This window comes from Mesorhizobium sp. M1295, from assembly GCF_040318135.1.
Lineage (GTDB): Bacteria > Pseudomonadota > Alphaproteobacteria > Rhizobiales > Rhizobiaceae > Mesorhizobium.
The window spans coordinates 1-23,379 of the sequence record NZ_JAMYLU010000040.1; the positions used below are offsets into that span (position 1 = coordinate 1).

24 protein-coding genes and 1 pseudogene are annotated in these 23,379 nt (G+C 61.8%); 5 read left to right on the forward strand and 20 right to left on the reverse strand.

The annotated features are described in order from the left end of the window. The 10 genes from NKH29_RS30830 to NKH29_RS30875 form a co-directional block, all read right to left on the reverse strand. A partial coding sequence (locus tag NKH29_RS30830) for a biotin/lipoyl-containing protein (protein ID WP_353001276.1) occupies nucleotides 1-505 on the reverse strand: 505 nt, incomplete at its 3' end. Between the two features lie 18 nt (nucleotides 506-523). Next, nucleotides 524-1,945, reverse strand: a complete 1,422-nt coding sequence (locus NKH29_RS30835) for a pyruvate dehydrogenase complex E1 component subunit beta (protein WP_352482537.1) — start codon at nucleotides 1,943-1,945, stop codon at nucleotides 524-526. A gap of 15 nt (nucleotides 1,946-1,960) precedes the next feature. After that, entirely contained in the window at nucleotides 1,961-3,001 is a 1,041-nt protein-coding gene (pdhA, locus tag NKH29_RS30840) for a pyruvate dehydrogenase (acetyl-transferring) E1 component subunit alpha (protein WP_502895946.1), read from the reverse strand. Nucleotides 3,002-3,172: 171 nt separating this feature from the next. Next, nucleotides 3,173-3,493 (reverse strand): FtsB family cell division protein, encoded by a 321-nt coding sequence (locus tag NKH29_RS30845; RefSeq protein ID WP_352482536.1) that lies wholly within the window; start codon nucleotides 3,491-3,493, stop codon nucleotides 3,173-3,175. Between the two features lie 134 nt (nucleotides 3,494-3,627). Continuing rightward, nucleotides 3,628-4,902 (reverse strand): phosphopyruvate hydratase, encoded by a 1,275-nt coding sequence (gene eno / locus NKH29_RS30850; protein ID WP_023717560.1) that lies wholly within the window; start codon nucleotides 4,900-4,902, stop codon nucleotides 3,628-3,630. Nucleotides 4,903-5,301: 399 nt separating this feature from the next. Then, nucleotides 5,302-5,667, reverse strand: coding sequence for a PRC-barrel domain-containing protein (locus tag NKH29_RS30855; RefSeq protein WP_023717559.1), 366 nt, complete (start codon nucleotides 5,665-5,667; stop codon nucleotides 5,302-5,304). Nucleotides 5,668-5,789: 122 nt separating this feature from the next. Further along, on the reverse strand, nucleotides 5,790-6,641 hold the full coding sequence (kdsA, locus tag NKH29_RS30860) for a 3-deoxy-8-phosphooctulonate synthase (protein ID WP_352482534.1): 852 nt from the start codon (nucleotides 6,639-6,641) through the stop codon (nucleotides 5,790-5,792). After that, nucleotides 6,638-7,522 (reverse strand): VOC family protein, encoded by an 885-nt coding sequence (locus NKH29_RS30865; protein WP_352482533.1) that lies wholly within the window; start codon nucleotides 7,520-7,522, stop codon nucleotides 6,638-6,640. Before NKH29_RS30865 ends, kdsA begins: the two co-directional genes overlap by 4 nt. Before the next feature lie 305 nt (nucleotides 7,523-7,827). After that, the gene (locus NKH29_RS30870; protein ID WP_023717556.1) at nucleotides 7,828-8,115 is read right to left on the reverse strand and encodes a Dabb family protein; all 288 of its coding nucleotides are present in this window, start codon (nucleotides 8,113-8,115) and stop codon (nucleotides 7,828-7,830) included. 102 nt (nucleotides 8,116-8,217) lie between these two features. Beyond that, entirely contained in the window at nucleotides 8,218-8,352 is a 135-nt protein-coding gene (locus NKH29_RS30875) for a hypothetical protein (protein WP_352482532.1), read from the reverse strand. A 186-nt stretch (nucleotides 8,353-8,538) separates the two neighbouring features. Here NKH29_RS30875 and NKH29_RS30880 point away from each other — a divergent pair, with 186 nt between their 5' ends. Continuing rightward, nucleotides 8,539-9,528: a glycerophosphodiester phosphodiesterase family protein gene (locus NKH29_RS30880; protein ID WP_352482530.1), complete on the forward strand. Its 990-nt coding sequence runs from the start codon at nucleotides 8,539-8,541 to the stop codon at nucleotides 9,526-9,528. Nucleotides 9,529-9,615: 87 nt separating this feature from the next. Here the strand turns inward: NKH29_RS30880 and NKH29_RS30885 are convergent, their stop codons facing one another. Together NKH29_RS30885 and NKH29_RS30890 are read right to left on the reverse strand one after the other, a co-directional pair. Further along, nucleotides 9,616-11,595, reverse strand: coding sequence for a bifunctional 2',3'-cyclic-nucleotide 2'-phosphodiesterase/3'-nucleotidase (locus NKH29_RS30885; protein ID WP_353001277.1), 1,980 nt, complete (start codon nucleotides 11,593-11,595; stop codon nucleotides 9,616-9,618). Between the two features lie 130 nt (nucleotides 11,596-11,725). Next, entirely contained in the window at nucleotides 11,726-12,991 is a 1,266-nt protein-coding gene (locus tag NKH29_RS30890) for an NAD(P)/FAD-dependent oxidoreductase (protein ID WP_352496508.1), read from the reverse strand. Between the two features lie 180 nt (nucleotides 12,992-13,171). Here NKH29_RS30890 and NKH29_RS30895 point away from each other — a divergent pair, with 180 nt between their 5' ends. Beyond that, entirely contained in the window at nucleotides 13,172-13,828 is a 657-nt protein-coding gene (locus NKH29_RS30895) for a 5-formyltetrahydrofolate cyclo-ligase (RefSeq protein WP_352496509.1), read from the forward strand. A 47-nt stretch (nucleotides 13,829-13,875) separates the two neighbouring features. Here NKH29_RS30895 and NKH29_RS30900 read toward each other — a convergent pair whose 3' ends face one another. Beyond that, nucleotides 13,876-14,349, reverse strand: a complete 474-nt coding sequence (locus tag NKH29_RS30900; RefSeq protein WP_023675099.1) for an Lrp/AsnC family transcriptional regulator — start codon at nucleotides 14,347-14,349, stop codon at nucleotides 13,876-13,878. A gap of 158 nt (nucleotides 14,350-14,507) precedes the next feature. Between NKH29_RS30900 and ald the strand changes: the two genes are divergently transcribed. Next, nucleotides 14,508-15,623: an alanine dehydrogenase gene (gene ald / locus NKH29_RS30905; protein ID WP_352496510.1), complete on the forward strand. Its 1,116-nt coding sequence runs from the start codon at nucleotides 14,508-14,510 to the stop codon at nucleotides 15,621-15,623. A gap of 245 nt (nucleotides 15,624-15,868) precedes the next feature. Here ald and NKH29_RS30910 read toward each other — a convergent pair whose 3' ends face one another. The 7 genes from NKH29_RS30910 to NKH29_RS30940 all read right to left on the reverse strand — a co-directional run bounded on the left by NKH29_RS30910 (nucleotide 15,869) and on the right by NKH29_RS30940 (nucleotide 21,214). Beyond that, nucleotides 15,869-16,336, reverse strand: coding sequence for a DUF1203 domain-containing protein (locus tag NKH29_RS30910; protein WP_352496511.1), 468 nt, complete (start codon nucleotides 16,334-16,336; stop codon nucleotides 15,869-15,871). Between the two features lie 77 nt (nucleotides 16,337-16,413). Then, on the reverse strand, nucleotides 16,414-17,220 hold the full coding sequence (gene dapB, locus NKH29_RS30915) for a 4-hydroxy-tetrahydrodipicolinate reductase (protein WP_352496512.1): 807 nt from the start codon (nucleotides 17,218-17,220) through the stop codon (nucleotides 16,414-16,416). Between the two features lie 116 nt (nucleotides 17,221-17,336). After that, nucleotides 17,337-17,894 (reverse strand): OmpA family protein, encoded by a 558-nt coding sequence (locus NKH29_RS30920; protein WP_352789938.1) that lies wholly within the window; start codon nucleotides 17,892-17,894, stop codon nucleotides 17,337-17,339. 86 nt (nucleotides 17,895-17,980) lie between these two features. Next, nucleotides 17,981-18,544, reverse strand: coding sequence for a GNAT family N-acetyltransferase (locus NKH29_RS30925; protein WP_023717547.1), 564 nt, complete (start codon nucleotides 18,542-18,544; stop codon nucleotides 17,981-17,983). Next, entirely contained in the window at nucleotides 18,544-19,401 is an 858-nt protein-coding gene (sseA, locus tag NKH29_RS30930; RefSeq protein ID WP_023717546.1) for a 3-mercaptopyruvate sulfurtransferase, read from the reverse strand. The genes NKH29_RS30925 and sseA overlap by 1 nt, the downstream gene beginning before the upstream one ends. Before the next feature lie 35 nt (nucleotides 19,402-19,436). Further along, on the reverse strand, nucleotides 19,437-20,180 hold the full coding sequence (locus NKH29_RS30935; protein ID WP_023717545.1) for an alanyl-tRNA editing protein: 744 nt from the start codon (nucleotides 20,178-20,180) through the stop codon (nucleotides 19,437-19,439). Continuing rightward, nucleotides 20,180-21,214, reverse strand: a complete 1,035-nt coding sequence (locus NKH29_RS30940; RefSeq protein ID WP_023717544.1) for a cysteine synthase A — start codon at nucleotides 21,212-21,214, stop codon at nucleotides 20,180-20,182. The genes NKH29_RS30935 and NKH29_RS30940 overlap by 1 nt, the downstream gene beginning before the upstream one ends. 215 nt (nucleotides 21,215-21,429) lie before the next feature. On the opposite strand from NKH29_RS30940, the gene NKH29_RS30945 reads away from it, so the two are divergent. After that, nucleotides 21,430-22,251: an SDR family oxidoreductase gene (locus NKH29_RS30945; protein WP_352482520.1), complete on the forward strand. Its 822-nt coding sequence runs from the start codon at nucleotides 21,430-21,432 to the stop codon at nucleotides 22,249-22,251. A gap of 8 nt (nucleotides 22,252-22,259) precedes the next feature. Further along, nucleotides 22,260-23,234: pseudogene (locus NKH29_RS30950) on the forward strand (alpha/beta hydrolase). The last annotated feature ends 145 nt before the right edge of the window (nucleotides 23,235-23,379 follow it).

Below are 23,379 nucleotides of genomic sequence, written 5' to 3' on the forward strand. Positions count from 1 at the left end.
TTGGTTGGGGGTGGGGGGGGGCCGGGGGGGTGGCTACTGGGGGGGGGTGGGGTTTTGGATTTCCCCCCCCCGGGGGGGGGGTTTGGGCCGCCCGCCCTGGGGGGGGCGCCTCGCTCCCTGCGGCAGGAGGGACAGCGCCCCCCTCTGTCGACTTCGTCGACATCTCCCCCACGGGTGGGGAGATTGGCGCTTTTTCCTGCTTCGCCTCAGCCTTTGCCGGCGCAGCGCCATCACCGCTTTTGGCGGCAGAAGCAGCATCCTCGCCCTCCGCCGCCAGCACCGCGATCAGCGCATTGACCTTGACGCCTTCAGTGCCGGCCGGAACCACCAGCTTGGCAACCGTGCCTTCGTCGACGGCTTCGACTTCCATCGTTGCCTTGTCGGTCTCGATTTCGGCAATCACGTCGCCCGGCGAAACCTTGTCGCCTTCCTTGACCAACCACTTGGAAAGATTGCCCTCTTCCATCGTGGGCGACAGCGCCGGCATGGTGATGTTGATCGGCATTTTGTCCTCCCGCCCTGCTCAGCGATACGTGACGGCTTTGACCGCCTCGACGACCTCGCCGACATTGGGCAGCGCCAGCTTTTCGAGGTTCGCCGCATAGGGCATCGGCACGTCCTTGCCGGCAATGGTAATGACCGGTGCGTCGAGGAAATCGAAGGCGCGCTGTGAGACCTGATTGGCGATATGGTCGCCGACCGAGTTCTGCGGAAAGCCTTCCTCGACCACCACCAGGCGATTGGTCTTTTTGACCGAGGCGATGATCGTGTCGAAGTCGAGCGGGCGGATAGTGCGCAAGTCGATGATCTCGGCATCGATGCCCATGCCGCGCAACTCCGCCTCCGCCTTGATCGCGTAGGTCATGCCGATGCCGAACGAGACGATGGTCACGTCCTTGCCGGATTTGTGAATGCGCGCCTTGCCGATCGGCAACACGAAATCGTCCATCTTCGGCACGTCGAAGGAGTGGCCGTAAAGGATTTCGTTTTCGAGGAAGATGACCGGGTTCGGATCGCGGATCGCCGCCTTGAGCAGACCCTTGGCGTCGGCGGCGGTATAAGGCATCACCACCTTCAATCCAGGAATATGGCTGTACCAGGCGGCATAGCACTGCGAATGCTGCGCGGCGACGCGGGCAGCAGCGCCGTTCGGGCCGCGAAAGACGATCGGGGCGCCCATCTGGCCGCCGGACATGTAGAGCGTCTTGGCGGCTGAATTGATGATCTGGTCGATCGCCTGCATGGCGAAGTTGAAGGTCATGAATTCGACGATCGGCTTCAGGCCGGCCATCGCCGCGCCAACACCAACGCCGGCAAAGCCGTGCTCGGTGATCGGCGTGTCGACCACGCGTCTCGGACCGAATTCCTGCAACAGGCCTTGTGTGATCTTGTAGGCGCCCTGGTACTCGGCGACTTCCTCGCCCATGACGAAGACGTCGCCGTCGCGGCGCATTTCCTCCGCCATTGCGTCGCGCAACGCTTCACGCACCGTGGTCGAGACCATTTCGGTGCCGGCCGGGATGTCCGGATCGGCGGCAATTTCCAGCTTGGGCGCGGCGGCAACAGGTGTTGCCGCTTCGCTCTTGGCCGGAGCAGCAGCGGGGGCCGGAGCAGCCGCGGGGGCCGGAGCAGCCGCGGGCGCTGCCGCTTGCGACTCGACAGCCTCCTCGCCAATGCCTTCGCCCGCCTCGTCGATGTCTTCGCCATCGAGGGCCAGCACAGCGATCAGCGTGTTGACCTTGACGCCTTCGGTGCCGGCAGGAACCACGATCTTGGCAAGTGTGCCTTCATCGACGGCTTCGACTTCCATCGTTGCCTTGTCGGTTTCGATCTCGGCAATGGCGTCACCGGCTGCGACTTTGTCGCCTTCTTTCTTCAACCACTTGGAAACATTACCCTCTTCCATGGTCGGCGAGAGGGCGGGCATGAGAATTTCGATCGGCATGTCCTTGCCCTCTCGTTAAAGTACGATATCGGTCCAGAGCTCGGACGGATCCGGCTCCGCGTCGTTCTGGGCAAATTCTGCAGCGTCGGCGACAACGTCGCGGACTTCCTTGTCGATGGCCTTGAGCTCGTCCTCGCTTGCCCATTTCTTGTCGAGCAACCGTGCCTTGACCTGTTCGATCGGGTCACGTTCGGAGCGCATTTTCTGCACTTCTTCCTTGGAGCGGTATTTTGCTGGATCCGACATCGAATGGCCGCGGTAGCGGTAGGTCTGCATTTCGAGAATGAGCGGCCCGTTGCCGGCGCGGCACCATTCGGCGGCGAGGTCGCCGGCGGCCTTGACGGCGCGCACATCCATGCCGTCGACCTGGATGCCTGGAATCTTGAAGGAGGCGCCGCGATGCGAAAAATCCGTCTCGGCCGACGAGCGCGAGACCGAGGTGCCCATGGCGTAGCGGTTGTTCTCGATGATGTAGACCACCGGAAGCTTCCATAGCGAGGCCATATTGAAGCTTTCGTAGACCTGGCCCTGATTCGCGGCGCCATCGCCGAAATAGGTCAGCGTCATATTGTTGTTGCCGCGATAGCGGTTGGCGAAGGCAATGCCGGTGCCGAGCGACACTTGCGCGCCGACGATGCCGTGGCCGCCGTAAAAATGCTTCTCCTTGGAGAACATGTGCATGGAGCCGCCCTTGCCTCTCGACAGGCCGCTACGGCGCCCGGTCAGTTCGGCCATGACGCCGCGCGGCGACAACTCCATGGCCAGCATATGGCCATGGTCGCGATAGGCGGTGATCATCTGGTCGCCATCGATCAGCGCCATCTTCATGCCGGTAACGACCGCCTCCTGGCCGATGTAGAGATGGCAGAAACCGCCGATGAAGCCCATGCCGTAAAGCTGGCCGGCCTTTTCCTCGAAGCGGCGGATGAGCAGCATGTGCCGGTAGGCGGCAAGCTCCTGGTCTTTGGTGAATTCAACAGGCTTTGGGGTGGAAAGGCCCATCGTTTTGCCGTCGGATTTGGATTTGGCAGGCGCTTTTCTGGCGGCGGTGGCCATGCATCACTCCCTGTTGGCGTCTCTTGGCGGACAGCGAGGGAGATCAGTTCTCCCACCGATTTGAGGCAGGCTAACATGCAGGGAAGGCTTTCGCCATGCCGAAAACGCATGGCTGTCATGCATCTAAGCGCCTAAAATCATTGCAAATATCGCCGATTAACTGAAATTGCGTTATCTTGCGACCGGCAGCATGATGGTGATCTCGTCGGCATGGGACAGATTGAGCGCCTTGCGCGCCTGCTCGTCCAGCATGTCCTTCTCGAGCGTGCCCTCATGCATCAGCTGGACGCGGCGCTCCAGGTCGATCCGGCGTGCCTTGACGGCATCAAGCCTGCCCTGCAATGCGACAGTCTCGGCTTCGAGCCGATACTTGGAATAGATGCCGAACTCGCCATGATAGGCATGGAAGCCGAAATAGGTCAGGAACACCACGCAGAGCGAGGGGATGATCAGCCGGCCGGTGTTTCTTTGCTTGTGCTGGCGTGTCCACATGGTCCGAATCCTCTGCGCCGCCTTTGTCGCCCGATTGTGCTTAATGGACGGTTACGGATTGCTGGATTCGGAGCCCTGAAAGCAAAAGGGCGGGAATCTCCCCGCCCTCGCTCGCTCGGATTTTCTGTCGAAAATCAGCTTTTAACGATCGACTTGCCGGCATACCGCGCCTGCTTGCCGAGCTCCTCTTCGATGCGGATGAGCTGGTTGTACTTGGCCATGCGGTCCGAGCGTGACAGCGAGCCAGTCTTGATCTGCCCGCAATTGGTGGCAACGGCGAGGTCGGCGATGGTCGAATCCTCGGTCTCGCCCGAGCGGTGCGACATCACCGCGGTATAGCCGGCCTTGTGCGCGGTCTCGACGGCGTCGAGCGTTTCGGTAAGCGAGCCGATCTGGTTGACCTTGACCAGGATCGAATTGGCGACACCCATGCGGATGCCGTCGCGCAACCGCGCCGTGTTGGTGACGAACAGATCGTCGCCAACCAGCTGCGTTTGCTTGCCGATGAGGTCGGTCAGCATTTTCCAGCCGTCCCAGTCGTCCTCGGCCAGGCCGTCCTCGATGGTGATGATCGGGTAGTCGGCAGCGAGCTTGGCCAGATATTTGGCTTGCGCCTTCGGGTCGCGGGTCTTCTTCTCGCCTTCATAGACGTAGTTGCCGTCCTTGAAGAACTCGGTCGCCGCGCAGTCGAGTCCGAGTGCGACCTCCTCGCCTGGCCTGAAGCCGGCCTTCTCGATCGATTCCATGATGAAGTCGAGCGCGGCCGGCGCGCTTTTCAGGTTGGGGGCAAAGCCGCCCTCGTCGCCGACATTGGTGTTATGGCCGGCATCCTTCAGCCTCTTCCGCAGCGTGTGGAATATCTCCGAGCCCCAGCGCACGCCATCGCGCAGCGTCGGCGCGCCGATCGGCAGAATCATGAATTCCTGGAAATCGATCGGGTTGTCGGCATGCGCACCGCCGTTGATGATGTTCATCATCGGCACCGGCAGCACATGCGCCTTGGTGCCGCCGACATAACGGTAGAGCGGCAGGCCGGCCGCTTCGGCCGCGGCCTTGGCCACGGCCAGCGACACACCGAGAATGGCATTGGCGCCGAGCCGGCTCTTGTTGGGCGTACCATCGAGCTCGATCATGGTTTGGTCGATGTGGATCTGATTCTCGGCCTCCATGCCGCCGATCGCCTCGAACAGCTCGCCGTTCACTGCCTCAACCGCCCTGAGCACGCCCTTGCCGAGATAGCGGGGGCCGCCGTCGCGCAGTTCGACCGCCTCATGCGCGCCGGTCGATGCGCCGGACGGCACCGCGGCGCGGCCCATTGAGCCGTCTTCGAGCACGACGTCGACCTCGACGGTCGGATTTCCGCGGCTGTCCAGGATTTCACGCCCGACAATGTCGATGATGGCCGTCATTGCGATGTCCCCGATTGATCGATTGAAGCGTCGCGCACCTCTTAGCCAAAGCGCTGCAAAACGCAATCGGGGCACTTGCAAATATTGCCCGTGCGCCCATTGCCGCTCTTGGGATTCACGAAGCACAAAGCGCTGTCATCATTTGTCATGCGCGGCATGCCGGTTTCTGGTTTATGGCTGTTGTCGCGCGGGGCGAAACAGGAGGAGTTTCGCCATGTCCCAGTTGAGCGGTATTGTGAGTTTGTTCCTGATTGCGGCTGCGTTCCTGACGTCGTGCGACAATCAGCAACCCCCGCAGGGATCGTCGCCTTTGCCGGCCCTGCAAATTGCGCAGTAGCATCCCGCCACATCGAAAGGCCCCCGATTTCCCGGGGGCCTTTTTGATTCCAGGAGACTTAGTCAGTGCCAGTAAGGCTCGACCTTGTAGTAGTTGTATGAGGCGTCACGTGCAGCCTCGCCGTCGGCGCCGGTCAGCTCGTTGATCGAGTAGGAAGGAGCGGCCATCAGCTGGTCTTTGGTGAACGGCACGACATAGCCACCCCTGTTCTCATCATAATCAAGGCTCGCCCACGGAATGGCGTGGTATTTCTCGCCAATGCCGAGAAATCCGCCAAAACCGATCACGGCGAACATGATTCCGTTCGACAATTTGTCGAGCATGACGTCCTCAATGTCGCCGATATGAGTGCCTTCCGTGTTGTAGACCGATGTGCCGATAACCCGCGAAGCGGCAATGGCTTCGGTGTGTCCCGTCTGGGTCGTCATGGTGTGCTCCTCGTCGTCGTTGACATTAGATTTTGACAATGAGGGCCGCGGGCTAAGGTTCCAGACAGGTTCGAAATTCTTCAAAGTTTTCTTGGCGACGCTGCTGTGGCGCAACTGCTGGTTCAACCCACGCTCTTGGCGATGCGATCGAACGCCATCAGCCGTTCAAGCAATGCGGGAAGATCCTTTAGCGGCACCATGTTGGGGCCGTCGGAAGGCGCGTTGTCGGGGTCCTGGTGCGTCTCGATGAAGACGCCGGCGACGCCAACCGCGACAGCCGCGCGCGCCAGCGTCTCGACAAAGCGCCGGTCGCCCCCAGACGAACCGCCCTGCCCGCCCGGCTGCTGCACCGAATGAGTGGCATCGAAAATGACCGGCGCGCCGATCTCGGCCATGATCGGCAGCGCCCTCATGTCGGACACCAAGGTGTTGTAACCAAAGGATGCGCCGCGCTCGGTCACCAAGACATTGGCGTTGCCGGAGCCGGTGATCTTGGCGACGACGTTCTTCATGTCCCATGGCGCGAGGAATTGGCCCTTCTTTACATTGACCACCTTGCCGGTTCTTGCCGCAGCAATCAGCAAATCGGTCTGCCGGCTGAGGAAGGCAGGAATCTGCAGAATGTCGACATGCGGCGCGACGATCGCGCATTGTTCCTCAGTGTGGACGTCGGTCAGGATCGGCAGCGAAAAATTCTTGCGCAAATCGTCGAAGATCGGCATTGCCGCTTCAAGTCCCGCACCGCGCGTGCCGCCAAGCGAGGTGCGATTGGCCTTGTCGTAGCTGGTCTTGTAGACGAGCCCGATGCCGAGCCGTTCGGTCAATTCCTTCAGCGCACCGGCCATGTCGAAAGCGTGCTGCCGCGATTCCAGCTGGCATGGACCGGCGATCAGCGATAGGGGCGCGCTGTTGCCGAAAATGACCTTTCCGATCGCAACGGGAGAATTTGGCATCAGAGGATTGAGCTTGTTCATGCGATCTCCCGGAAAATGAAGGCCGCGCCCTGCCCTGGCGCCGGCGGCACGATGATATCACCGCCGCGTATGTCGTGTTTGACGGAATTGGCTGCAAGCAGCTTTGCGACGGTGTCGCAGTGCCTAATCGAAAAGACGATCCCAGCAAAGCGGAGTTCAGACGGCGCGCCGGCGGGAATGCCGAAGCGTGCCGCAAAGGCTGCAGGATCCAGAACGGTCACAGCGGCATTCGGCCGCTTATAGACAGTGCCGCTCTGCGCCTCCATCCCGGCTGCGATCGAAATCACATGGCCTTGTTCGGAAGGTTCGCGGCTGACTGCCACGACTTCGACAATGCCGGTTGCGCCATTAGCGTGGGCCTGCAAAGCGGTGCGGTCGACCTTCGGCGCATTGATCCGTTCGCAGGCGAAGAGAAAAGCGTCCGTTGCCTTGCCTAGAGCCGCGAAGGCAAGCTTGAATGATGCGGTGTCGCTCTTTCCTGTCGCATCAGCGAAGGCGCGCGAAAAGCTGAGCATGTCTCCCGCCGACAGTCCGGCTTCGATGAAGCGCGCGTGGTCCGCGACGGCGCTTTCGGTGCCCAGCACCACGGCAGAAAATCCTTCATCACCGTTTCTTTCGCGATAGGTGTGATCCCGCGCGACAAAGACATTGCGGTTCGCGATCGCCGTTGCCACGGCCTGTCGGTCGGCGACCGCGAGCGGCTCGAGATAGGTACCGTCGGTGAGGAAGACACAACAGTTTTCCGTTCCGAAGGGATGGATACCCGTCGGCGCAACGGTAAAGCCGAGCAAGGTCAAGCGCGCCCGCGCAACATCGAGGCTCGCGGTCGGCAACACCAGGTGATCGAGCGGATGAGGGCTTGCGGGGGTGTTCTCGGTCATGTCCCGCGCGGTGTGCCTCATTCCTGAAAATGGTTCAAGGGCTTAGCCGGCACCTCGGCGGCGATCGCAGTGCCCGGCCGCGAGGAGCCGACTTGCCGCCGTCAAAAATCATCCTAGCTCATTGCCAGGGGAAGAGACCTTTTCATTGCCCTGGCCGTTATTGCGATAGCAGTTATCGCCGTGCTGATCTGGAACGCGCCAAAGCGGCCGGGCGTCGATCCGACCGAGACCTCCGCGGCTCAGACGGAATGAATCGGGCTGCGGCGCGGCCCCGCTCCGCGACGTGAAATCTGCCTTGGGGGCGGTCAACTTGCGACGATATCGGCCGAATAACGCAATTCGCGCAGCGGTTTTACCCGGCTGGTGGTCTCTGCATAGAGCGGATGCGCCTTGTAGGCGGCGAGCGCTGCCTCGTCTTCGAACTCGGCGTAGACGACCACATCGATTTCGTCCGAGAGCGGATCGACCTTGGTGTTGAGCGTCACCTCGAAACGGCGCGAGTGAGGTATCTTGCCAAGCGCCAGCAGACCCGTACGCACTGCCTCGACGTCCACTTTACGCCGCGCGCTGAAGAAAACGATATGCCGGATCAACCCAGCCTCCTCGACCGTTGGACCGGCGTTCTTTTGTGTCAGCGGGAGCGTGCCGTCAATCGGCAGGATGTCGCGTCGGCGAACCGTGGCGAAGAAGAGAAACTACACCATACTGGTTACATAGTGCACGACGCGCGTCACCTCCCTGATGGTCCTGTCGAGGTAGCGGCCTTGGTTGTAAATGCCGTCCCAGATCAGGAAAAAGGTGACGGCCGTGATGACGATGACATAACGCATGGCTAAAACTAGCGCATATGGGTGGTTGCAACCATAGTGATTCCGGCCCTGCTGGGACCCTTCCCGAATTTTAACGGCCTTTGGTCTGTCTGCCGCAATGCTTGCTGGCCAAACTGGCGATACCGCTGCCGGCGGCTTGGAAAGATAACCCCGCTCGGCTTCGACGACCGCTTCAGGAATCATACCATGCGCAAACGGACGATCTCCCTCGTTGCAATTCTTGTCGCTGCAGGCGGCATCTGGCTCAACAACACCTCGCTGCTGTCGAGCCGGCCGGCCGGCACCCCTTCGGTGCTTGCCCATCGCGGCCTGGCTCAGGATTTCGACCGTACGAACCTCGGATCGGAAACATGCACGGCCGATCGCATGCTGACGCCGCGCCATTCCTTCCTCGAAAACACGATTCCCTCGATGGAAGCCGCCTTCGCGCTCGGTGCGGACGCGCTCGAACTCGATGTCCATCCCACTACGGACGGCACGTTCGCCGTCTTCCACGACTGGACGCTGGATTGTCGTACCAACGGCAAGGGAGAAACGCGCCGCCATGCGATGTCCGAATTGAAGACGCTCGATATCGGTTATGGCTACACTGCCGATGGCGGCAAGACCTTTCCGTTTCGCGGCAAGGGTGTCGGCATCATGCCGTCGCTGGATGAAGTCTTGCAGCGCTTCCCGAACCGGCGTTTCAATATCAACATCAAAAGCAACGATCCCAAGGAAGGCGAGATGCTGGCCGCCTGGCTCGCCATATTGACGCCGGCCGAGCGCGCCAATCTGACGGTCTATGGCGGCGACAGGCCTATAGAAGCAGTGAAGGCAGCGTTGCCGGACATGCATACGCTGAGCCGCGCATCCCTGACGCGCTGCATTCTTCGCTATGCTGCGCTCGGCTGGAGTGGCTACGTTCCGGATGCCTGCCGCCAGGGCACCTTGCTCATCCCCGTCAATGTCGCAAAGTGGATGTGGGGCTGGCCCGCCCGTTTTCTCGACCGTATGGACAGCGTCGGCAGCCGCGTCTACCTGCTCGGTCCCTATTCCGGCGGCGGCTTTTCACAAGGCCTCGACGACCCCGCCTCGATCGACCAACTGCCGGACGATTATTCCGGTGGGATTTCGACGGATGCGCTGGATCTGGTCATGCCTGCCGTCAAGCGGCGTTTCGCACCACCTGCCTGAAGAGGCTGCCTGCCTCAAACGGATCGGCCGTATCGGGACAGTATCTTAACGCTGAGACAGTTTCGAGCCGACGCTCAAATCCTCGCCTCAAAGAGTGATGCGGTATTTGGAAAACCCCGCTTCGCCCTCGCCCGCCGGCTCGATCTTCAGCGACTTCACTTGCGCAATAAATTCTCTCGCCTTGGCGCCGGTCTCGAACACGACGCTGGTTTCCGGCAGCGGCGCAAACGACCAGTTGGCATCCGCCGACGGGTTGATGGTGCCTTTGCTGACGATATAGCGCACGATCACGTCGCGGTTGGTGTCGGGCGCTTCGTAGATGATCTTCGAGGCATTGATCTCCGGGAAATTGCCGCCGCCGCCGGCCCGGTAGTTGTTGGTTGCGACGACGAATTTCCGCATGGGATCAATTGGTTTGCCGTCGAACATCAAGTCAATGATGCGGTTCGAGCCGGCGTTCACCAGCCCGCCCTTCGAATCATATTTCGGTGGCTGCGACAGGTCGATCCGGTAGGTGACGCCGTCGATCACGTCGAAATTATAAGACGGGAAGTCGGTGTTGATGAGCGCCTGGTCAGCTTTGCCCGGCTCGATCCGGTTGAAGATGCCGGCCGACATTTCCAGCCATTCCTTCACCTCTGCCCCCGTGATTTCGACGGCGCGCACCGTGTTTGGATAGAGATAGAGGTCGGCGACGTTCTTTATGGCGATATCGCCCACCGGCACGTCGGTGTAATAGTCTGCGCCGTTGCGCCCGCCCGCCTTGAACGGTGCCGCCGCCGACAGCAGCGGCATATCCTTCCACTCGGTGTTCTTCAGGATGTCCTTCAAGTACCAGGTCTGCGCCTGGCTGACGATCTGCACCGATGGATCGTCGGCGACCAGCGCAAAATAGGAATAGAGCGGCGCCGAGGTTTTGCCGACCGGCCGACGCACATAGGCAAGCGTCGCCTCGTGGTCCTGTTTGAGCGCGTCGACGATGCGCTGGTCGTCAGCGACGGTCGGCTTGTTCGTCTTGTCGGCCCGCTCAAAGATAGGCCTGGCCTCAGAGGTCGCCGAGACGATTTTCCATGTCGATCCGTCGCGCTCCAGCAACAGATCGATCAGCCCCATATGCGAGCCCCAGAAGCCGGCCATGACGGCGGGCTTGCCTTGCAACGTGCCTTTCGCCGTATCGACGGCCTCCAGCGACTGAAAGTCCTTCTTACCAGGGAAGACCAGATGCTGGTGGCCCGTGAACACCGCATCGATACCTTCGACACCGGCAACGAAGAAGGAGGCATTCTCCATCATGTCGCCTTGCTTCGCGTCGATGCCGGAATGGGAGAGCGCAATGATGATGTCGGCGCCTTCTTCCTTCATCTGCGGCACCCACGCCTTGGCCGCCTCGACGATGTCGCGCGTCTTGACGCTGCCCTCGAGATTTTTCAGGTCCCAGACCATGATCTGCGGCGGCACGAAGCCGATGATGCCGATCCTGATCGGCTGCTCGGCGCCCGACCCGTCTTTGATCTTCCTGTCGAGGATGACGTAAGGTTTGAGATAAAGCTTGTCTTCGCGCGGGTTCGCGGCAAGCTCCGTGCCGCGGATCAAATTCGCGCAGACGAACGGGAAATTGGCTCCGGCCAGCACCTTGTCCATGAACGACAGGCCGTAGTTGAATTCGTGATTGCCGAGCGTCGAGCATTCGTAGCCGAGCAGGTTCATGCCCTTCATGACCGGATGCAGATCGCCGTCCTTCATGCCCCTCTCGTAGGCGAAGTAGTCGCCCATCGGGTTGCCTTGCAGAATGTCGCCATTATCGATCAGCATCGCGTTGGTTGCTTCCTTGCGCACGGCTTCAATCAATGATGCCGTTCGCGACAGCCCCATCGTGTCGTTAGGTTTGTCGGCGTAGTAATCGTAAGGAAGCACGTTCACGTGGATGTCGGTCGTCTCCATAATCCTCAGATGCGCCTGATTGGCTTGAGCCCGGGCGGAGAACGGGTGCAGCATGATCAGCGCTCCGCCGGTGGCGACGCCGGCGAGGAAATCGCGGCGTGAGACGAGGTGGCGCAATTGGGACATTCGTTTCTCTTTCTTCCACGACGTGACAAGTCCTGCCCGAAGCAAAGCTTCGCGCCGAAATCCAGCCGAGTCCAGAAGTCGATTCCATCAAGAGGAGGTGACGCGCCGATGAACGTCCGGCAGCGAACAATCAGCCCTTGTCGTCGTCGCCCTGGGTGATCAGCCGAGCGCTGCGCTGACCGGTGAAGTAGATCCATAGCCAGCTCAGGGAAACCGCAAGCCGGTTACGGAAGCCGATCAGGAAGTAGATATGCGCCAAGCCCCATAGCCACCAGGCAAGCCGGCCGGTGAGCTTGATCCAGCCGAAATCGATGGCCGCGGCGCGCTTGCCGATCGTCGCCAAATCGCCGTCATGCCTGTAGCGGAACGGACGTACCGTTGTTTCGCCGGCGAGCCTGGCCTTGATCGTCGCGGCGACGTGCCGTCCCTGCTGCTTTGCGGCGGGCGCGACGCCCGGCACCAGCCGGCCATCCGGCCGCAGGACGTGTGCTGCGTCACCGATGACGAAAATCTCCGGGTTTCCCGGCACAGTGAGGTCGGGCTCGACAAGCACCCTGCCCGCGCGGTCCGCTGCCGTGCCGAGCCATTCGGCGGCCGGCGAAGCGGCGACGCCCGCCGCCCAAAGAATTGTCCTGGCCGGCAAATGCCTGTCGCCGAAGACGACACCCTCAGCATCGCAGCGTGTAACCGCCCGGCCGAGTTCGACGGTCACGCCGAGTCGTTCGAGCGCCTTCATTGCATAAACGGAGAGCTCCGGCGCGAAATTGGCAAGAACGCGGTCGCCGGCCTCAATCAGCACCACACGCGTCTCGCGCGTGTCGATGTTGCGGAACTCGCCGCGCAGCGTGTCATGCGCCAGTTCGGCAATCGTGCCGGCCAATTCCACGCCGGTCGGCCCGCCGCCGACGATCGCCAGCGTCAGCAGTGCCTGGCGCTTGGCGGGATCGGTTTCCCGCTCGGCCTGCTCGAAAGCCAAAAGAATACGCCGTCGGATGGTGGTGGCGTCCTCCAGCGTCTTCAGGCCCGGCGCGAACGGCTCCCATTCGTCATGGCCGAAATAGGCGTGCCGCGCACCGGTGGCCAGCAGCAGCGTGTCGTAGGCGACCGCTCCGCCATCCTGCAGCAGCACGCGCTTGCCGGTGCGGTCGATGCCAGTCACGGTCGCAAGCAGCGTCGTCACGTCCTTGCGTTTGCGCAGGAGATGGCGGATCGGCCAGGCGACTTCGGAGGTTGCCAGCGCCGTCGTCGCCACCTGGTAGAGTAGCGGCTGAAAGAGGTGATGATTGCGCCTATCGATCATGGTGATGCGCACCGGCGCGCCAGTAAGTGCGCGGGTGAATTCGAGGCCGCCGAATCCGGCGCCTACGACGACGACGTGATGGTTGGCTGTGTTCATCTCACTCATCCCTCTCGCCAAGGCTGATGTAAGTATCCTTGTGCAGTGCAGCAATGCCTGCGCTGCACCTGCCTGGGACTCGTCGCCTGATGTCGTGAATACGCATGCTGCAGACTCATTCCCGGATATAGCCTACGTCCCGGATAGGGCTTGGTCGGAACAGTATATTGCAGGTGAATCATGGCTAAGGATGAAGATGAAGGCTCAGGGCAGTACGCCTCGCCGCCTTGTTTTATGCACGAGCTCGATCCGGAGTTCCAAGCGCCGCTATCCGAATGGACCGATGTCAGGCGCTGGCGCAAGGCCGAGCGCGAGCGGTTGATCGCATCCCGCCTTGCCGTTTCCGCCGACATGCGCACAGCCATGTCGCAGCGCATTGCCGAGGGTCTCGACGCGGTGATCGGCGACATCGCCGGAAGCATGGTCAGCCTCTACTGGCCGTTTCGCGGCGAGCCGGACCTGCGCCCGTGGATGGAAACCGTTAACACGCGGGGTGGCCGAACGGCGTTGCCCGTCGTTGTGGAGAAAGACCGGCCGCTTGTCTTTCGCGCCTATACCCACGGAGACCGGCTGGAGAAGGGCGTCTGGAATATCCCGATACCGGCCGAGGGCGATCCGGTACTGCCCGACATCGTCATTTCGCCGATCGTCGGCATCGATCCCGGACATTTTCGCTTGGGCTATGGCGGCGGCTTCTTCGATCGCACGCTTGCCGCGATGCCGTTCAAGCCGCTGGTCATCGGCGTCGGCTACGAGTTGCAGCGCATCGTGACCATCTACCCGCAGCCGCACGATATTCCGATGGACCGTGTGGTGACCGAGTCATTCAACGTTTAGGCGAGTTTGGGGCCTAGGCGAGTTCGGGGCTTAGGCGAGTTCGGGGCCTAGGCTAGCTCAGGCTTCATTCCAACGGCCGTGCGATCGACGATTTCGCGCAAGGCAAAGGACGAATTGATCTTCGTCACATGCGGCATTGCCGAAAGCCACTCCTTGTGGATGCGTTCGTAGTCGACGAGATCCTTCGCCGCGATGCGCAGGATGTAATCATACTCGCCCGACATTAGATGGCAGGACAGGACGTTCGGGCAGCGCTTTATCGCTGCTTCGAAATCCGACAACGTCTTCTCGAATTGCCCGGACAGCGATATATGCACGATCGCCGTCATCTGGTGCCCAAGTGCAGCGTTGGACAGCCGGGCGTGATAGCCGCGGATGGTTCCGGATTTCTCCAGATTGTCCAGCCGCCGCGAACAGGCCGACTGCGACAGGCCGACCTTTTCGGCGAGCGCTGCATTGGGTATCCGCCCATCCTTCTGCAATGTCTCGAGAATGGCGATATCAATCCTGTCGAGCGGCATTTTTGCGGGTTCCTGCGATAATTCTACTGTTTCGCGCAACGATTATCGAACAGTAGTCTCTTAGGCAAGCGCATTCGCAAACACTTACCGAACGATTCGTGGTTCACTATCTCTAGACAGGGAACAGGCCCTAAAAGGGCCGGATCAGGAGAAAAAAGATGCGCGTCGGTTGCCCCCGGGAAATCAAGAACCATGAATACCGCGTCGGCCTGACACCGGGCTCGGTCCGCGAATATGTCGCGCATGGCCATGAAGTGCTGATCGAGACCGGCGCCGGCGCCGGCATCGGAGCCGACGACAACGCGTACCGCGCCGCCGGCGCCACGATCGCCAAGACGGCCGCCGACGTGTTTGCCAAGTCGGACATGATCGTGAAGGTCAAGGAGCCGCAGCCCAACGAATGGGTTCAGCTCCGCGACGGCCAGATCCTCTACACCTATCTGCATCTCGCCCCGGATCCGGAGCAGACCAAGGGCCTGCTGGCCTCCGGCGTCACCGCAATAGCTTACGAGACCGTCACCGACGAGCGCGGCGGCCTGCCGCTCTTGGCACCGATGTCGGAAGTTGCCGGCCGCCTGTCGATCCAGGCGGGGGCCACGGCGCTGCAAAAGGCCAATGGCGGCCGCGGTGTGCTGCTTGGCGGCGTGCCCGGCGTGCTGCCCGGCAAGGTCACTGTGCTCGGTGGCGGCGTCGTCGGCCTGCATGCTGCACGGATGGCTGCCGGGCTTGGCGCCGACGTCACCATCATCGACCGCTCGATCCCGCGCCTGCGTCAGCTCGACGATATCTTTGGAGGCCGCGTCCACACCCGCTACTCGACCGTTGAGGCGCTGGAGGAAGAATGTTTTTCGGCTGACATCGTCGTCGGCGCCGTGCTGATCCCGGGGGCAGCCGCGCCCAAGCTGGTGACGCGCGAAATGCTCTCGGGCATGAGGAAAGGCGCCGTGCTGGTCGACGTCGCCATCGACCAGGGCGGCTGCTTCGAGACCTCGCACGCCACCACCCATGCCGAGCCGACCTATGCGGTCGACGGCGTCATCCACTATTGCGTCGCCAACATGCCGGGTGCGGTGCCGGTCACATCGGCCCACGCGCTCAACAATGCGACGCTGCACTATGGCCTGCAGCTCGCCGACAAGGGCCTCAAGGCGCTGGTAGACGACCACCATCTGCGCAACGGGCTGAACGTCCACAAGGGCAAGATCACGAATCGCGCAGTGGCCGAAGCACTCGGCTATGAGCTGGTCGAGCCGAAGGCCGTTCTCGCGGCCTGAGCTGTCCGAATCTGCCTCTCCAGTGCCCGTCGGTTTCGTCCGACGGGTTTTTCTTATGTCGAAAAACTGAAAAGTGTCGGGCGCGCGGAATAACCCGACAACAAAAAAGCGGAGCCAAAGCCCCGCTTCCTCGGTTGTCGAGATTTCCGCCGGTTCATCCGCGGTCGGCAAATCGATCGACCATCCCTCTCTATCGCAAGAATACGACGGGAGTACGACAGCCCAAGCCGGTGCAGCCTATCCGGTTACACCCGGTCTATCCGACACTGATAGCAATTGTTGCGCGCCGAGCGGATGTGGACGTAAGCAATGTCGTCGCTTTCGAACAACGTCTCCGCCCGTGCCGCGATGGCATCGGTCGGAATGACGCCGCCGCTGCCATAGACGATGCGGTCGTCCTTGCCGTAGCCGCGCACGATGTATTCGCCGCTTTCGAGCATATCGGGAGGCGTTTTCCCCTCGGCGGCGCGTTCGCATTCCTCCGCATGCAGAAAGATCGGCCCGGTTTCGGCATAAGGCTGCAGTTCCGGAAAAGGCCGATAGGCCAGAACAAGATAGGCTTCTCCCGCAGCAACATTCTTCAGGCAATGACGGCAGGGCACGCCGTCGCCATCCGAAATCTTCCGCTCTGGCTTCAAGCCATAAGCATCAGGCCCGCCGCGCTGAAGTGCGCGGACCGCATCGGTTGGCAAGGCTTTGAATTTCAGCGTCATGGCTAAATCTCCGGTGTCGTTGACCGGAAATTATGCTCGCAAGACAGAGCTTCCCACCCGATTCCTGCCGAAATGGATCAGTCCATCAGCGCGTCGAGACCGCGAACCAGACCCTTGATCTGCTGTACCCGTCTGATGGCGAGCAGCGTGCCCGCCACGTAAGGCGCCGCGGACGAGCCGGCGTCGTGGCGGATAGTCAGCCGCTCGTCTGGCAGGCCGAACAACGCCTCGCAGGACAGGATGTAGGACGGCAGGCGAAGGGCGTGCACTTGCACACCCTCGCCCGTGCCGACCGCAGCACCGCGTGTAGCCGGCACGCCGGAGACCTCGGAGACCGGCTTTGCCGTCGAAGCCTTGCGGATGTCGGCCAGCGCTTCAGCAAGTTCCCGCGCGGTACCGGAGGGCGCGTCGGGCTTCTTTGCACTGGCATAATCGATGACCTCGACATCCGGCACGTATTTTGCCGCCATAAGTGCAAACCGCTTCATCAGCGTAGCGGTGATGGAAAAGTTGCCGGCGGCAACGACGCCGACGCCGTGGGCGCGCGCCGCGGCGTCGATGTCGGCATAGTCGGCAGCACCCAGTCCCGATGTGCCGATCACAGCGTGCCGTCCCTTGTCGATGGCGAGCAGCACATGGTCTTTCACGACATGTGGCTTGGTGAAGTCGACCAGTACGTCCGACGGCGCCTCCAGCGCCTCGGCCAGCGAGGCCGAAACGGAGATACCATTAGCCGGCATGCCAACCAGCAGGCCGGAATCCTGCCCCGCGCCGCTACGTGACACAGCCCCGGCCAGCGCCATGTCACCTTGCGCCCCGATCGCCGGAACCAGCGCCTTGCCGACCCAACCGGTCGCGCCGGCCATTACCACGCGAATTGCCATCGTGCGATCCTCCATCACCATCGGTTTTTAGACGACAGCGATATGGAAAGAGCCCGGCTCATTCAAGTCGGGCTCGCCTTTGAATATTGATCCAGACCCTGAACGGCTAGATCATTTTAACGGATGAAGTCGTCGAAGCGGCGCAGCGTCACCCGGCGATTTCGCCAGTTCTCATTCTGCGTCTGCACGAGCAGGAACTCCTCGCCGTAGCCGACGGTTTCGAGCGCATAGCCCGGCACACCGAATTCACGCAGCAAGGTGCGCTTCAGCGAGGCGGCACGTTGTTCGGACAAAATCTGATTCGACTGGAAGGAGCCCACAGCATCGGTATGGCCTTCGATCAGCACGCGGGCACCCGGATCGCGCCGCAGAATGCGCTGAAGTGCATCGGCGATGTTTTCGATCTTGGCGTATTGCGATTCGGAAATGGCAGCCGAGCCGAAGGCGAAATTGATCGACTGGATATCGATAGAGCGGGCCATGCGCCGCAAGTCCGGCCGCTTCTTGAATTCGCGGATGGTGACGCGCTGATTCGGGCGCAGCTTCACCCGGGGCGCGGCTTCAAGCTGGCGCTCGATCGTGGCGGCCGAAGGCGTGGTCGCCTGGGCAACGGCAAGGGTCGGCATGGCGAGTGCCGCAACCAGCACGGCGGCAAATGTGCGTCGGGTCAGCATGTCTTTTCTCCTTCGGCCCTCGGCCGCATTGTGATGCCGACAAGATGGCAAAGACTAGCTGAAGCTTGGATGAACGAGCCTGAAAATCAGGGCCGCATGACGCTGGCCGCGCGCTCGGCAAAAGGCATCGGATGTACGACCTCCTTTTTTTGCGCCACCGGCGTGAAGCCGAGTTTTTGATAAAGCGGCAAGGCTGCTGGGTGATCAAGGGTGCAGGTCTGCACCGTCACCCGCTTGGGTCCGTGCGCCCAGGCTGCGGCGATTGCCGCACCGAGGAACCAGCGGCCAATGCCTTGCCCGGTCGCGTGCTCCATCATGCCGAAATAAGCGAGTTCCACTTCCTCCGGCAGATGCGGCTTGAGGTCGAAGAAGCCGGCCGGCGCGCCGTCGAGATAAAGCACCCTGATGTCGCGGTCCTCGCGGTGGATGCCCGCCGCAAGCTCCTCGTCATTCAGTCTCAGCACGTTGACCCAGTGCCATTTGCGGCCGACCCGATCCATCAAATAGCGGTAGAAATGCAGCGGAATGTCTTTGGTCTTGAGCAGCGCGATCTGGCGGTTGTACGGCAGCGGCGGCGAATAGGCAGGCGGCACATGCATTTCGAGAAACGTCACGGTGACGTCGATGTCTTCCAGCGCTCCGTTTTTCATCACCGTCGGTCCTTGCCCGTCACGACGGGCGTGTCGGAAAGCCCACCCCATTCCGTCCATGACCCGTCGTAAAGCCTGTTTTCGGCATGGCCAAGCGTCTCCAGGGCCAGCGTGATGGCTGCCGCGGTGACCCCCGAACCGCAGGAGGTGACGACCGGCTTCGACAGATCGATGCCGGCCTCCTCGATCACTTTGCGCAGCCTGTCCTTGGGCAGCAATTCGCCGTTTTCCGAAAGCGCCGAAAACGGCACGTTGTGCGCGCCCGGCATGTGGCCGGAGCGGATGCCGGGGCGCGGCTCCGGCTCGGTGCCGGCAAAACGGCCAGGCGAGCGTGCGTCGGCGATCTGGCTCTCCCCCGTCTCGACGATCCGGCGCATGTCGGCAAGGCTGGCGACGCGGGCGGCATCGAAGTTGGCATAAAACACGCAAGGCGCGATCTTCGTCGGCTCCGCCGTCACCGGCCGTCCGGCGGCTTTCCAACGATCGAAACCGCCGTCGAGTATATAGACCTGGAACACGCCCATAACGCGAAACAACCACCAGGCGCGCGGTGCAGAAAAGAACCCTGGCCCGTCATAGACAACAATCGTGTCGTCGGCCGAAATGCCCATCGCGCCGACATATTGGGCAAAATGCTGCGGCGACGGCAGCGTGTGAGGCAGAGCCGCGTCGGGGTCCGAAACCGCATCCTGGTCGAGGAAGCGGGCGCCTGGAATATGCGCTGCGTCATACTCGGCGCGCGCGTCGCGCTTTTGCGCCGGCAGATACCAGGACGCGTCGACGATCGTCAGCCCAGGCTCGCCGAGCCGCTTCTGCAACCAATCGGCATCGATGGTGAAAGGACTGTCGTCGGCCATCTTTTCTCTCCTGTCCCGCCTGTCCCAGTCCTATATCAGGCTGGCGGCATCGGGCCAAAGCGAATGCGGAAGCGCCGGTTCTCGCGGCCCTTCTTCTCGATCTTGCCGATATGGATCTCGCCGATTTCGCCGGTGCTCCTCACATGGGTACCGCCGCAAGGCTGGCTGTCGACCGAAGCATTCTCGCCGATGCAGACCAGCCTGATCTTTCCCGTGCCGGCCGGCGGCCGCACATTCTTGGATTTCACCAGGCTTGGATTGGATGCCAGCTCCTCGTCGGAGATCAGCCGGGTGAAGATCGGGTGGTCGGCCCGCACCAGTTCCATCAGCCTGGCCGTCACGTCTTCCTTGGTGAAGCCGGCATCCGGGATGTCGAAATCGATACGGCTGTCGTCCTCGGAAACCGCGGCACCGGTGATCGGGAACGGACAGACGACGGTAAGCAGATGGCAGGCCGAGTGCATCCGCATCAGCAGCTGCCGCCGCGGCCAGTCGATGGCGAGCCTCATCCGCTCGCCCAACCGTGGAACCGCCTGCTCCGGCGCCGGCACATGGATGATCTCGTCCTTGGTTTCGCCGGTGATCGTAGCGGCAATCGCAATGCCGGTGCCGTCGGCGCGTTCGAGGCTGCCAGTGTCGCCCGGCTGCCCGCCCGATGTGGCGTAAAACACGGTCCGGTCCAGAATGATGCCGCCGCGATCGTTGACTGCGACGACGGTGGCGTCGGCCGTCCCCAGATAGGCGTCGTCACGAAACAGCGCTTCGGTCTTGTGCGCCATCACGCGACCCTTTCGAACGGCACCGAAATCGTGCTCCGTTGCTCCATCCAGCCCGGCACCGGCAGCTTCTTTTCGCGCAGGAATTCAGGATTGAACAGCTTCGACTGATAGCGCGTGCCGTAGTCGCAAAGCATGGTCACGATGGTTTGGCCGGGGCCTAGCTCGCGCGCCAGGCGAATGGCGCCGGCAATGTTGATACCGGTCGAACCGCCAACGCAAAGTCCCTCCTCCTGGATCAGGTCGAATACGATCGGCAGTGCGTCCTCGTCGGGGATCTGGAAGGCAAAATCGGGTGTAAAGCCTTGGAGGTTGGCGGTGATCCGCCCCTGCCCGATGCCTTCGGTGATCGAACTGCCCTCGGATTTCAACTCGCCGCTGGTGTAGAAGGAATAGAGCGCAGCCCCCAGCGGATCGGCCAGTGCGATCTTGACCTGGCTGTTCTTGGCCTTCAGCCCGAAGCCAACGCCTGCCAGCGTGCCGCCGGAACCGACCGCCGACACGAAACCATCCACCTTGCCGCCGGTCTGGTTCCAGATTTCTTCGGCTGTGGTGCGGATATGGCCGTCGCGGTTGGCGACATTGTCGAACTGGTTGGCCCAGATCGCGCCGTTCGGCTCGGTCTTCGCCATTTGCTCGGCCAGCCGGCCCGACAGCTTCACGTAGTTGTTCGGGTTCTTGTAGGGCACGGCTGGCACTTCGATCAGCTCGGCGCCGAGCAGTTTGATCGTATCCTTCTTCTCCTGGCTCTGGGTATCGGGAATGACGATCACCGTGCGGTAGCCGAGCGCCTTGGCAACCAGTGTCAATCCGATGCCGGTATTTCCGGCCGTCCCTTCGACGATGACGCCGCCGGGCCGCAGCAGCCCGCGCTGTTCCGCATCGCGGATTATGAACAGGCCGGCGCGGTCCTTGACCGACTGCCCGGGATTCATGAATTCGGCCTTGCCCAGAATCTCGCAGCCGGTTGCTTCCGAGGCCTTGTTGAGGCGGATCAGGGGCGTGTTGCCGATCACGTCGATCACAGAACGGGGCATGGAGATTCCTTTGTGGGTGCGGCGAAACCCTAGAAACCCGACGCTTCGGTTTCAAGGCAAGAATTTGCCTGGTCCAGTCGCATTTCGCACACTGCAATTGCTGCAGCCAGGAGCGCCCGGCCGGCATTCATTTCAACCATGTACCGAAAAGCACTCTTTTCATTCGATTTCTTCACCGCTAGAGCACAGGCTAAGAAGAGCCGGCGGGGCGCAGCATGACACTCTATCGGGCCAATCCGAAGCATGGCGTCGCCTGGATTACGGGCGGCAGCAGCGGTATCGGCCGTTCGCTGGCCAAGGATCTTGCCGCTCAGGGCTATGTCGTCGCAGTGACTGCGCCCGATGACCATCCGATCGATACGCTCATCGTCGAAACGGCGCAGATGGCGGGCCGTGTCGTAGCCTTTCCCTGCGACGTGACCGACGAAAAACGCATGGCAAAGACGGTTGCAGCGATCGAGAAAGATCTCGGTCCGATCGTGTTGGCAGTGTTCAACGCGGGAAGCTATATCGCAACGCCGGGCGAGGATCTTGTCGCGCGCAATTTCCGTCGGTCTTTCGAAGTGAATTATTTCGGCATCATCAATGGCCTGCTGCCGGTCATCGAACGCATGCGCGTGCGCTCGCGCGGCCATGTCGTGCTGATCGGTTCGGTCACCGCCTATTTCGGCTGGCCCACCACCGCCGCCTATGGCGGCACCAAGGCGGCAGTCAATATCTTGGCCGAGTCGCTGAAATATGATTTCGACAAGATGAACGTCCGCATCCAGGTGATGAATCCAGGCTTTGTCGACACGCGGCTGACCGAGAAGAACTTCCTGCCGATGCCGGGCTTGATGCCGGTCAATCTGGCCTCGCGCCGCATCGCGCGAGGCATCGAATGCGGTGGCTTCGAAGTCACTTTCCCACGCCGCCTGAGCTGGACACTGAAGCTGCTCAGGATACTGCCGAGGCCGTTCTGCCGATGGGTGATCAGCACGGTCACCCGCTGGAATGCGCGGCCGCTGAATTTCGACCGCAAGCCACCGGTCGAATAGGATCCGTGATGGGCCGACGGATCATGTTTGCGGTGCTGGGGCTTGTCCTCATCCTTGTCCTGGCCTTGGCGCTTGGTCCGCGCGTCCTCGTCGAAACCACAATCCGTTTCGATCCCTCAGTGATCGGCGACGATCCGCAGGCCTATCTGGCGCGCCAGGAGGCGGCCGTGCCCGGCATCCGCGACGGGCTGGACAAGGAAATCATCTGGGCCGACCCGATGGTCCATGCCAAGACGCCATTCGCGATCGTTTACATCCACGGTTTTTCTGCGTCGAAGGGCGAGATTCGTCCATTGCCCGACGAGGTGGCCGACCAGCTTGACGCCAATCTTTTCTACACGCGCCTGAGGGGACATGGACAGGATGGCGCCGCGATGACGCAAGGCAGCGTCGGTGCCTGGATCAACGACTACGAGGAAGCGCTCGCTATCGGCCGAGCGATCGGCGACAAGGTGATCGTCATAGCCACCTCGACCGGCGGCTCGCTGGCGGCGTGGGCCGCGACGCAGCCAAGCGCATCGAACAGCGTCGCGGCGATCGCATTCATCTCGCCGAATTTCGGCGTCAAGGCTTCCGGCGCCGAATTGCTGACCCTACCGTGGGGCAGACAGATCGTCGAGCTCGTCGCCGGCAAGGAGCGTAGCTTCGTGCCACGCAACGCGCTGCATGAAAGGTTCTGGACCTAACGCTACCCGATCGCCGCGACATTGCCGATGGCGGCGCTGACAGAGCTTGCCTACGGCGCGCCGGTGGAGAAGACGTCCATCCCTGCCCTGTTCATCTTTTCGGATTCGGACAAGGTGGTACGACCAGATCGCACCCGCGAAATCGCGGCTCGCTGGGGCGCCGCACATGAATTGGTGCCGGTCGACGATACCGGCGACCCCGACAACCACGTCATTGCGGGTGACGCGCTGTCGCCATCGACCACGGCTTTCCTGGCGCAGCGGATTGTCGTGTGGGTCGAGGCGGTGGTGAAGTAACCAAAGGCCTCAAAGCAAAAGGGGGGCCCGGGCCGGAAACCCGGGGGGCGGTTGCTTAGTGTGGGGCCCACCCCAACCTGGGGGCCCCCCCCACGGGGCGGGGGTTATGGCCCCCGGGGCCGCCGCCTGAAGCCCCCCCGCGCGG

What these genes read in the sequence shown, in the direction of transcription:
- NKH29_RS30835 (WP_352482537.1), bottom strand. Translation starts at nt 1,945, where the DNA reads ATGCCGATCGAAATTCTCATGCCCGCCCTCTCGCCGACCATGGAAGAG.
- pdhA (WP_502895946.1), bottom strand. Translation starts at nt 3,001, where the DNA reads ATGGCCACCGCCGCCAGAAAAGCGCCTGCCAAATCCAAATCCGACGGC.
- NKH29_RS30845 (WP_352482536.1), bottom strand. Translation starts at nt 3,493, where the DNA reads ATGTGGACACGCCAGCACAAGCAAAGAAACACCGGCCGGCTGATCATC.
- eno (WP_023717560.1), bottom strand. Translation starts at nt 4,902, where the DNA reads ATGACGGCCATCATCGACATTGTCGGGCGTGAAATCCTGGACAGCCGC.
- NKH29_RS30855 (WP_023717559.1), bottom strand. Translation starts at nt 5,667, where the DNA reads ATGACGACCCAGACGGGACACACCGAAGCCATTGCCGCTTCGCGGGTT.
- kdsA (WP_352482534.1), bottom strand. Translation starts at nt 6,641, where the DNA reads ATGAACAAGCTCAATCCTCTGATGCCAAATTCTCCCGTTGCGATCGGA.
- NKH29_RS30865 (WP_352482533.1), bottom strand. Translation starts at nt 7,522, where the DNA reads ATGACCGAGAACACCCCCGCAAGCCCTCATCCGCTCGATCACCTGGTG.
- NKH29_RS30875 (WP_352482532.1), bottom strand. Translation starts at nt 8,352, where the DNA reads ATGCGTTATGTCATCGTCATCACGGCCGTCACCTTTTTCCTGATCTGG.
- NKH29_RS30880 (WP_352482530.1), top strand. Translation starts at nt 8,539, where the DNA reads ATGCGCAAACGGACGATCTCCCTCGTTGCAATTCTTGTCGCTGCAGGC.
- NKH29_RS30885 (WP_353001277.1), bottom strand. Translation starts at nt 11,595, where the DNA reads ATGTCCCAATTGCGCCACCTCGTCTCACGCCGCGATTTCCTCGCCGGC.
- NKH29_RS30890 (WP_352496508.1), bottom strand. Translation starts at nt 12,991, where the DNA reads ATGAACACAGCCAACCATCACGTCGTCGTCGTAGGCGCCGGATTCGGC.
- NKH29_RS30895 (WP_352496509.1), top strand. Translation starts at nt 13,172, where the DNA reads ATGGCTAAGGATGAAGATGAAGGCTCAGGGCAGTACGCCTCGCCGCCT.
- NKH29_RS30900 (WP_023675099.1), bottom strand. Translation starts at nt 14,349, where the DNA reads ATGCCGCTCGACAGGATTGATATCGCCATTCTCGAGACATTGCAGAAG.
- ald (WP_352496510.1), top strand. Translation starts at nt 14,508, where the DNA reads ATGCGCGTCGGTTGCCCCCGGGAAATCAAGAACCATGAATACCGCGTC.
- NKH29_RS30910 (WP_352496511.1), bottom strand. Translation starts at nt 16,336, where the DNA reads ATGACGCTGAAATTCAAAGCCTTGCCAACCGATGCGGTCCGCGCACTT.
- dapB (WP_352496512.1), bottom strand. Translation starts at nt 17,220, where the DNA reads ATGGCAATTCGCGTGGTAATGGCCGGCGCGACCGGTTGGGTCGGCAAG.
- NKH29_RS30920 (WP_352789938.1), bottom strand. Translation starts at nt 17,894, where the DNA reads ATGCTGACCCGACGCACATTTGCCGCCGTGCTGGTTGCGGCACTCGCC.
- NKH29_RS30925 (WP_023717547.1), bottom strand. Translation starts at nt 18,544, where the DNA reads ATGAAAAACGGAGCGCTGGAAGACATCGACGTCACCGTGACGTTTCTC.
- sseA (WP_023717546.1), bottom strand. Translation starts at nt 19,401, where the DNA reads ATGGCCGACGACAGTCCTTTCACCATCGATGCCGATTGGTTGCAGAAG.
- NKH29_RS30935 (WP_023717545.1), bottom strand. Translation starts at nt 20,180, where the DNA reads ATGGCGCACAAGACCGAAGCGCTGTTTCGTGACGACGCCTATCTGGGG.
- NKH29_RS30940 (WP_023717544.1), bottom strand. Translation starts at nt 21,214, where the DNA reads ATGCCCCGTTCTGTGATCGACGTGATCGGCAACACGCCCCTGATCCGC.
- NKH29_RS30945 (WP_352482520.1), top strand. Translation starts at nt 21,430, where the DNA reads ATGACACTCTATCGGGCCAATCCGAAGCATGGCGTCGCCTGGATTACG.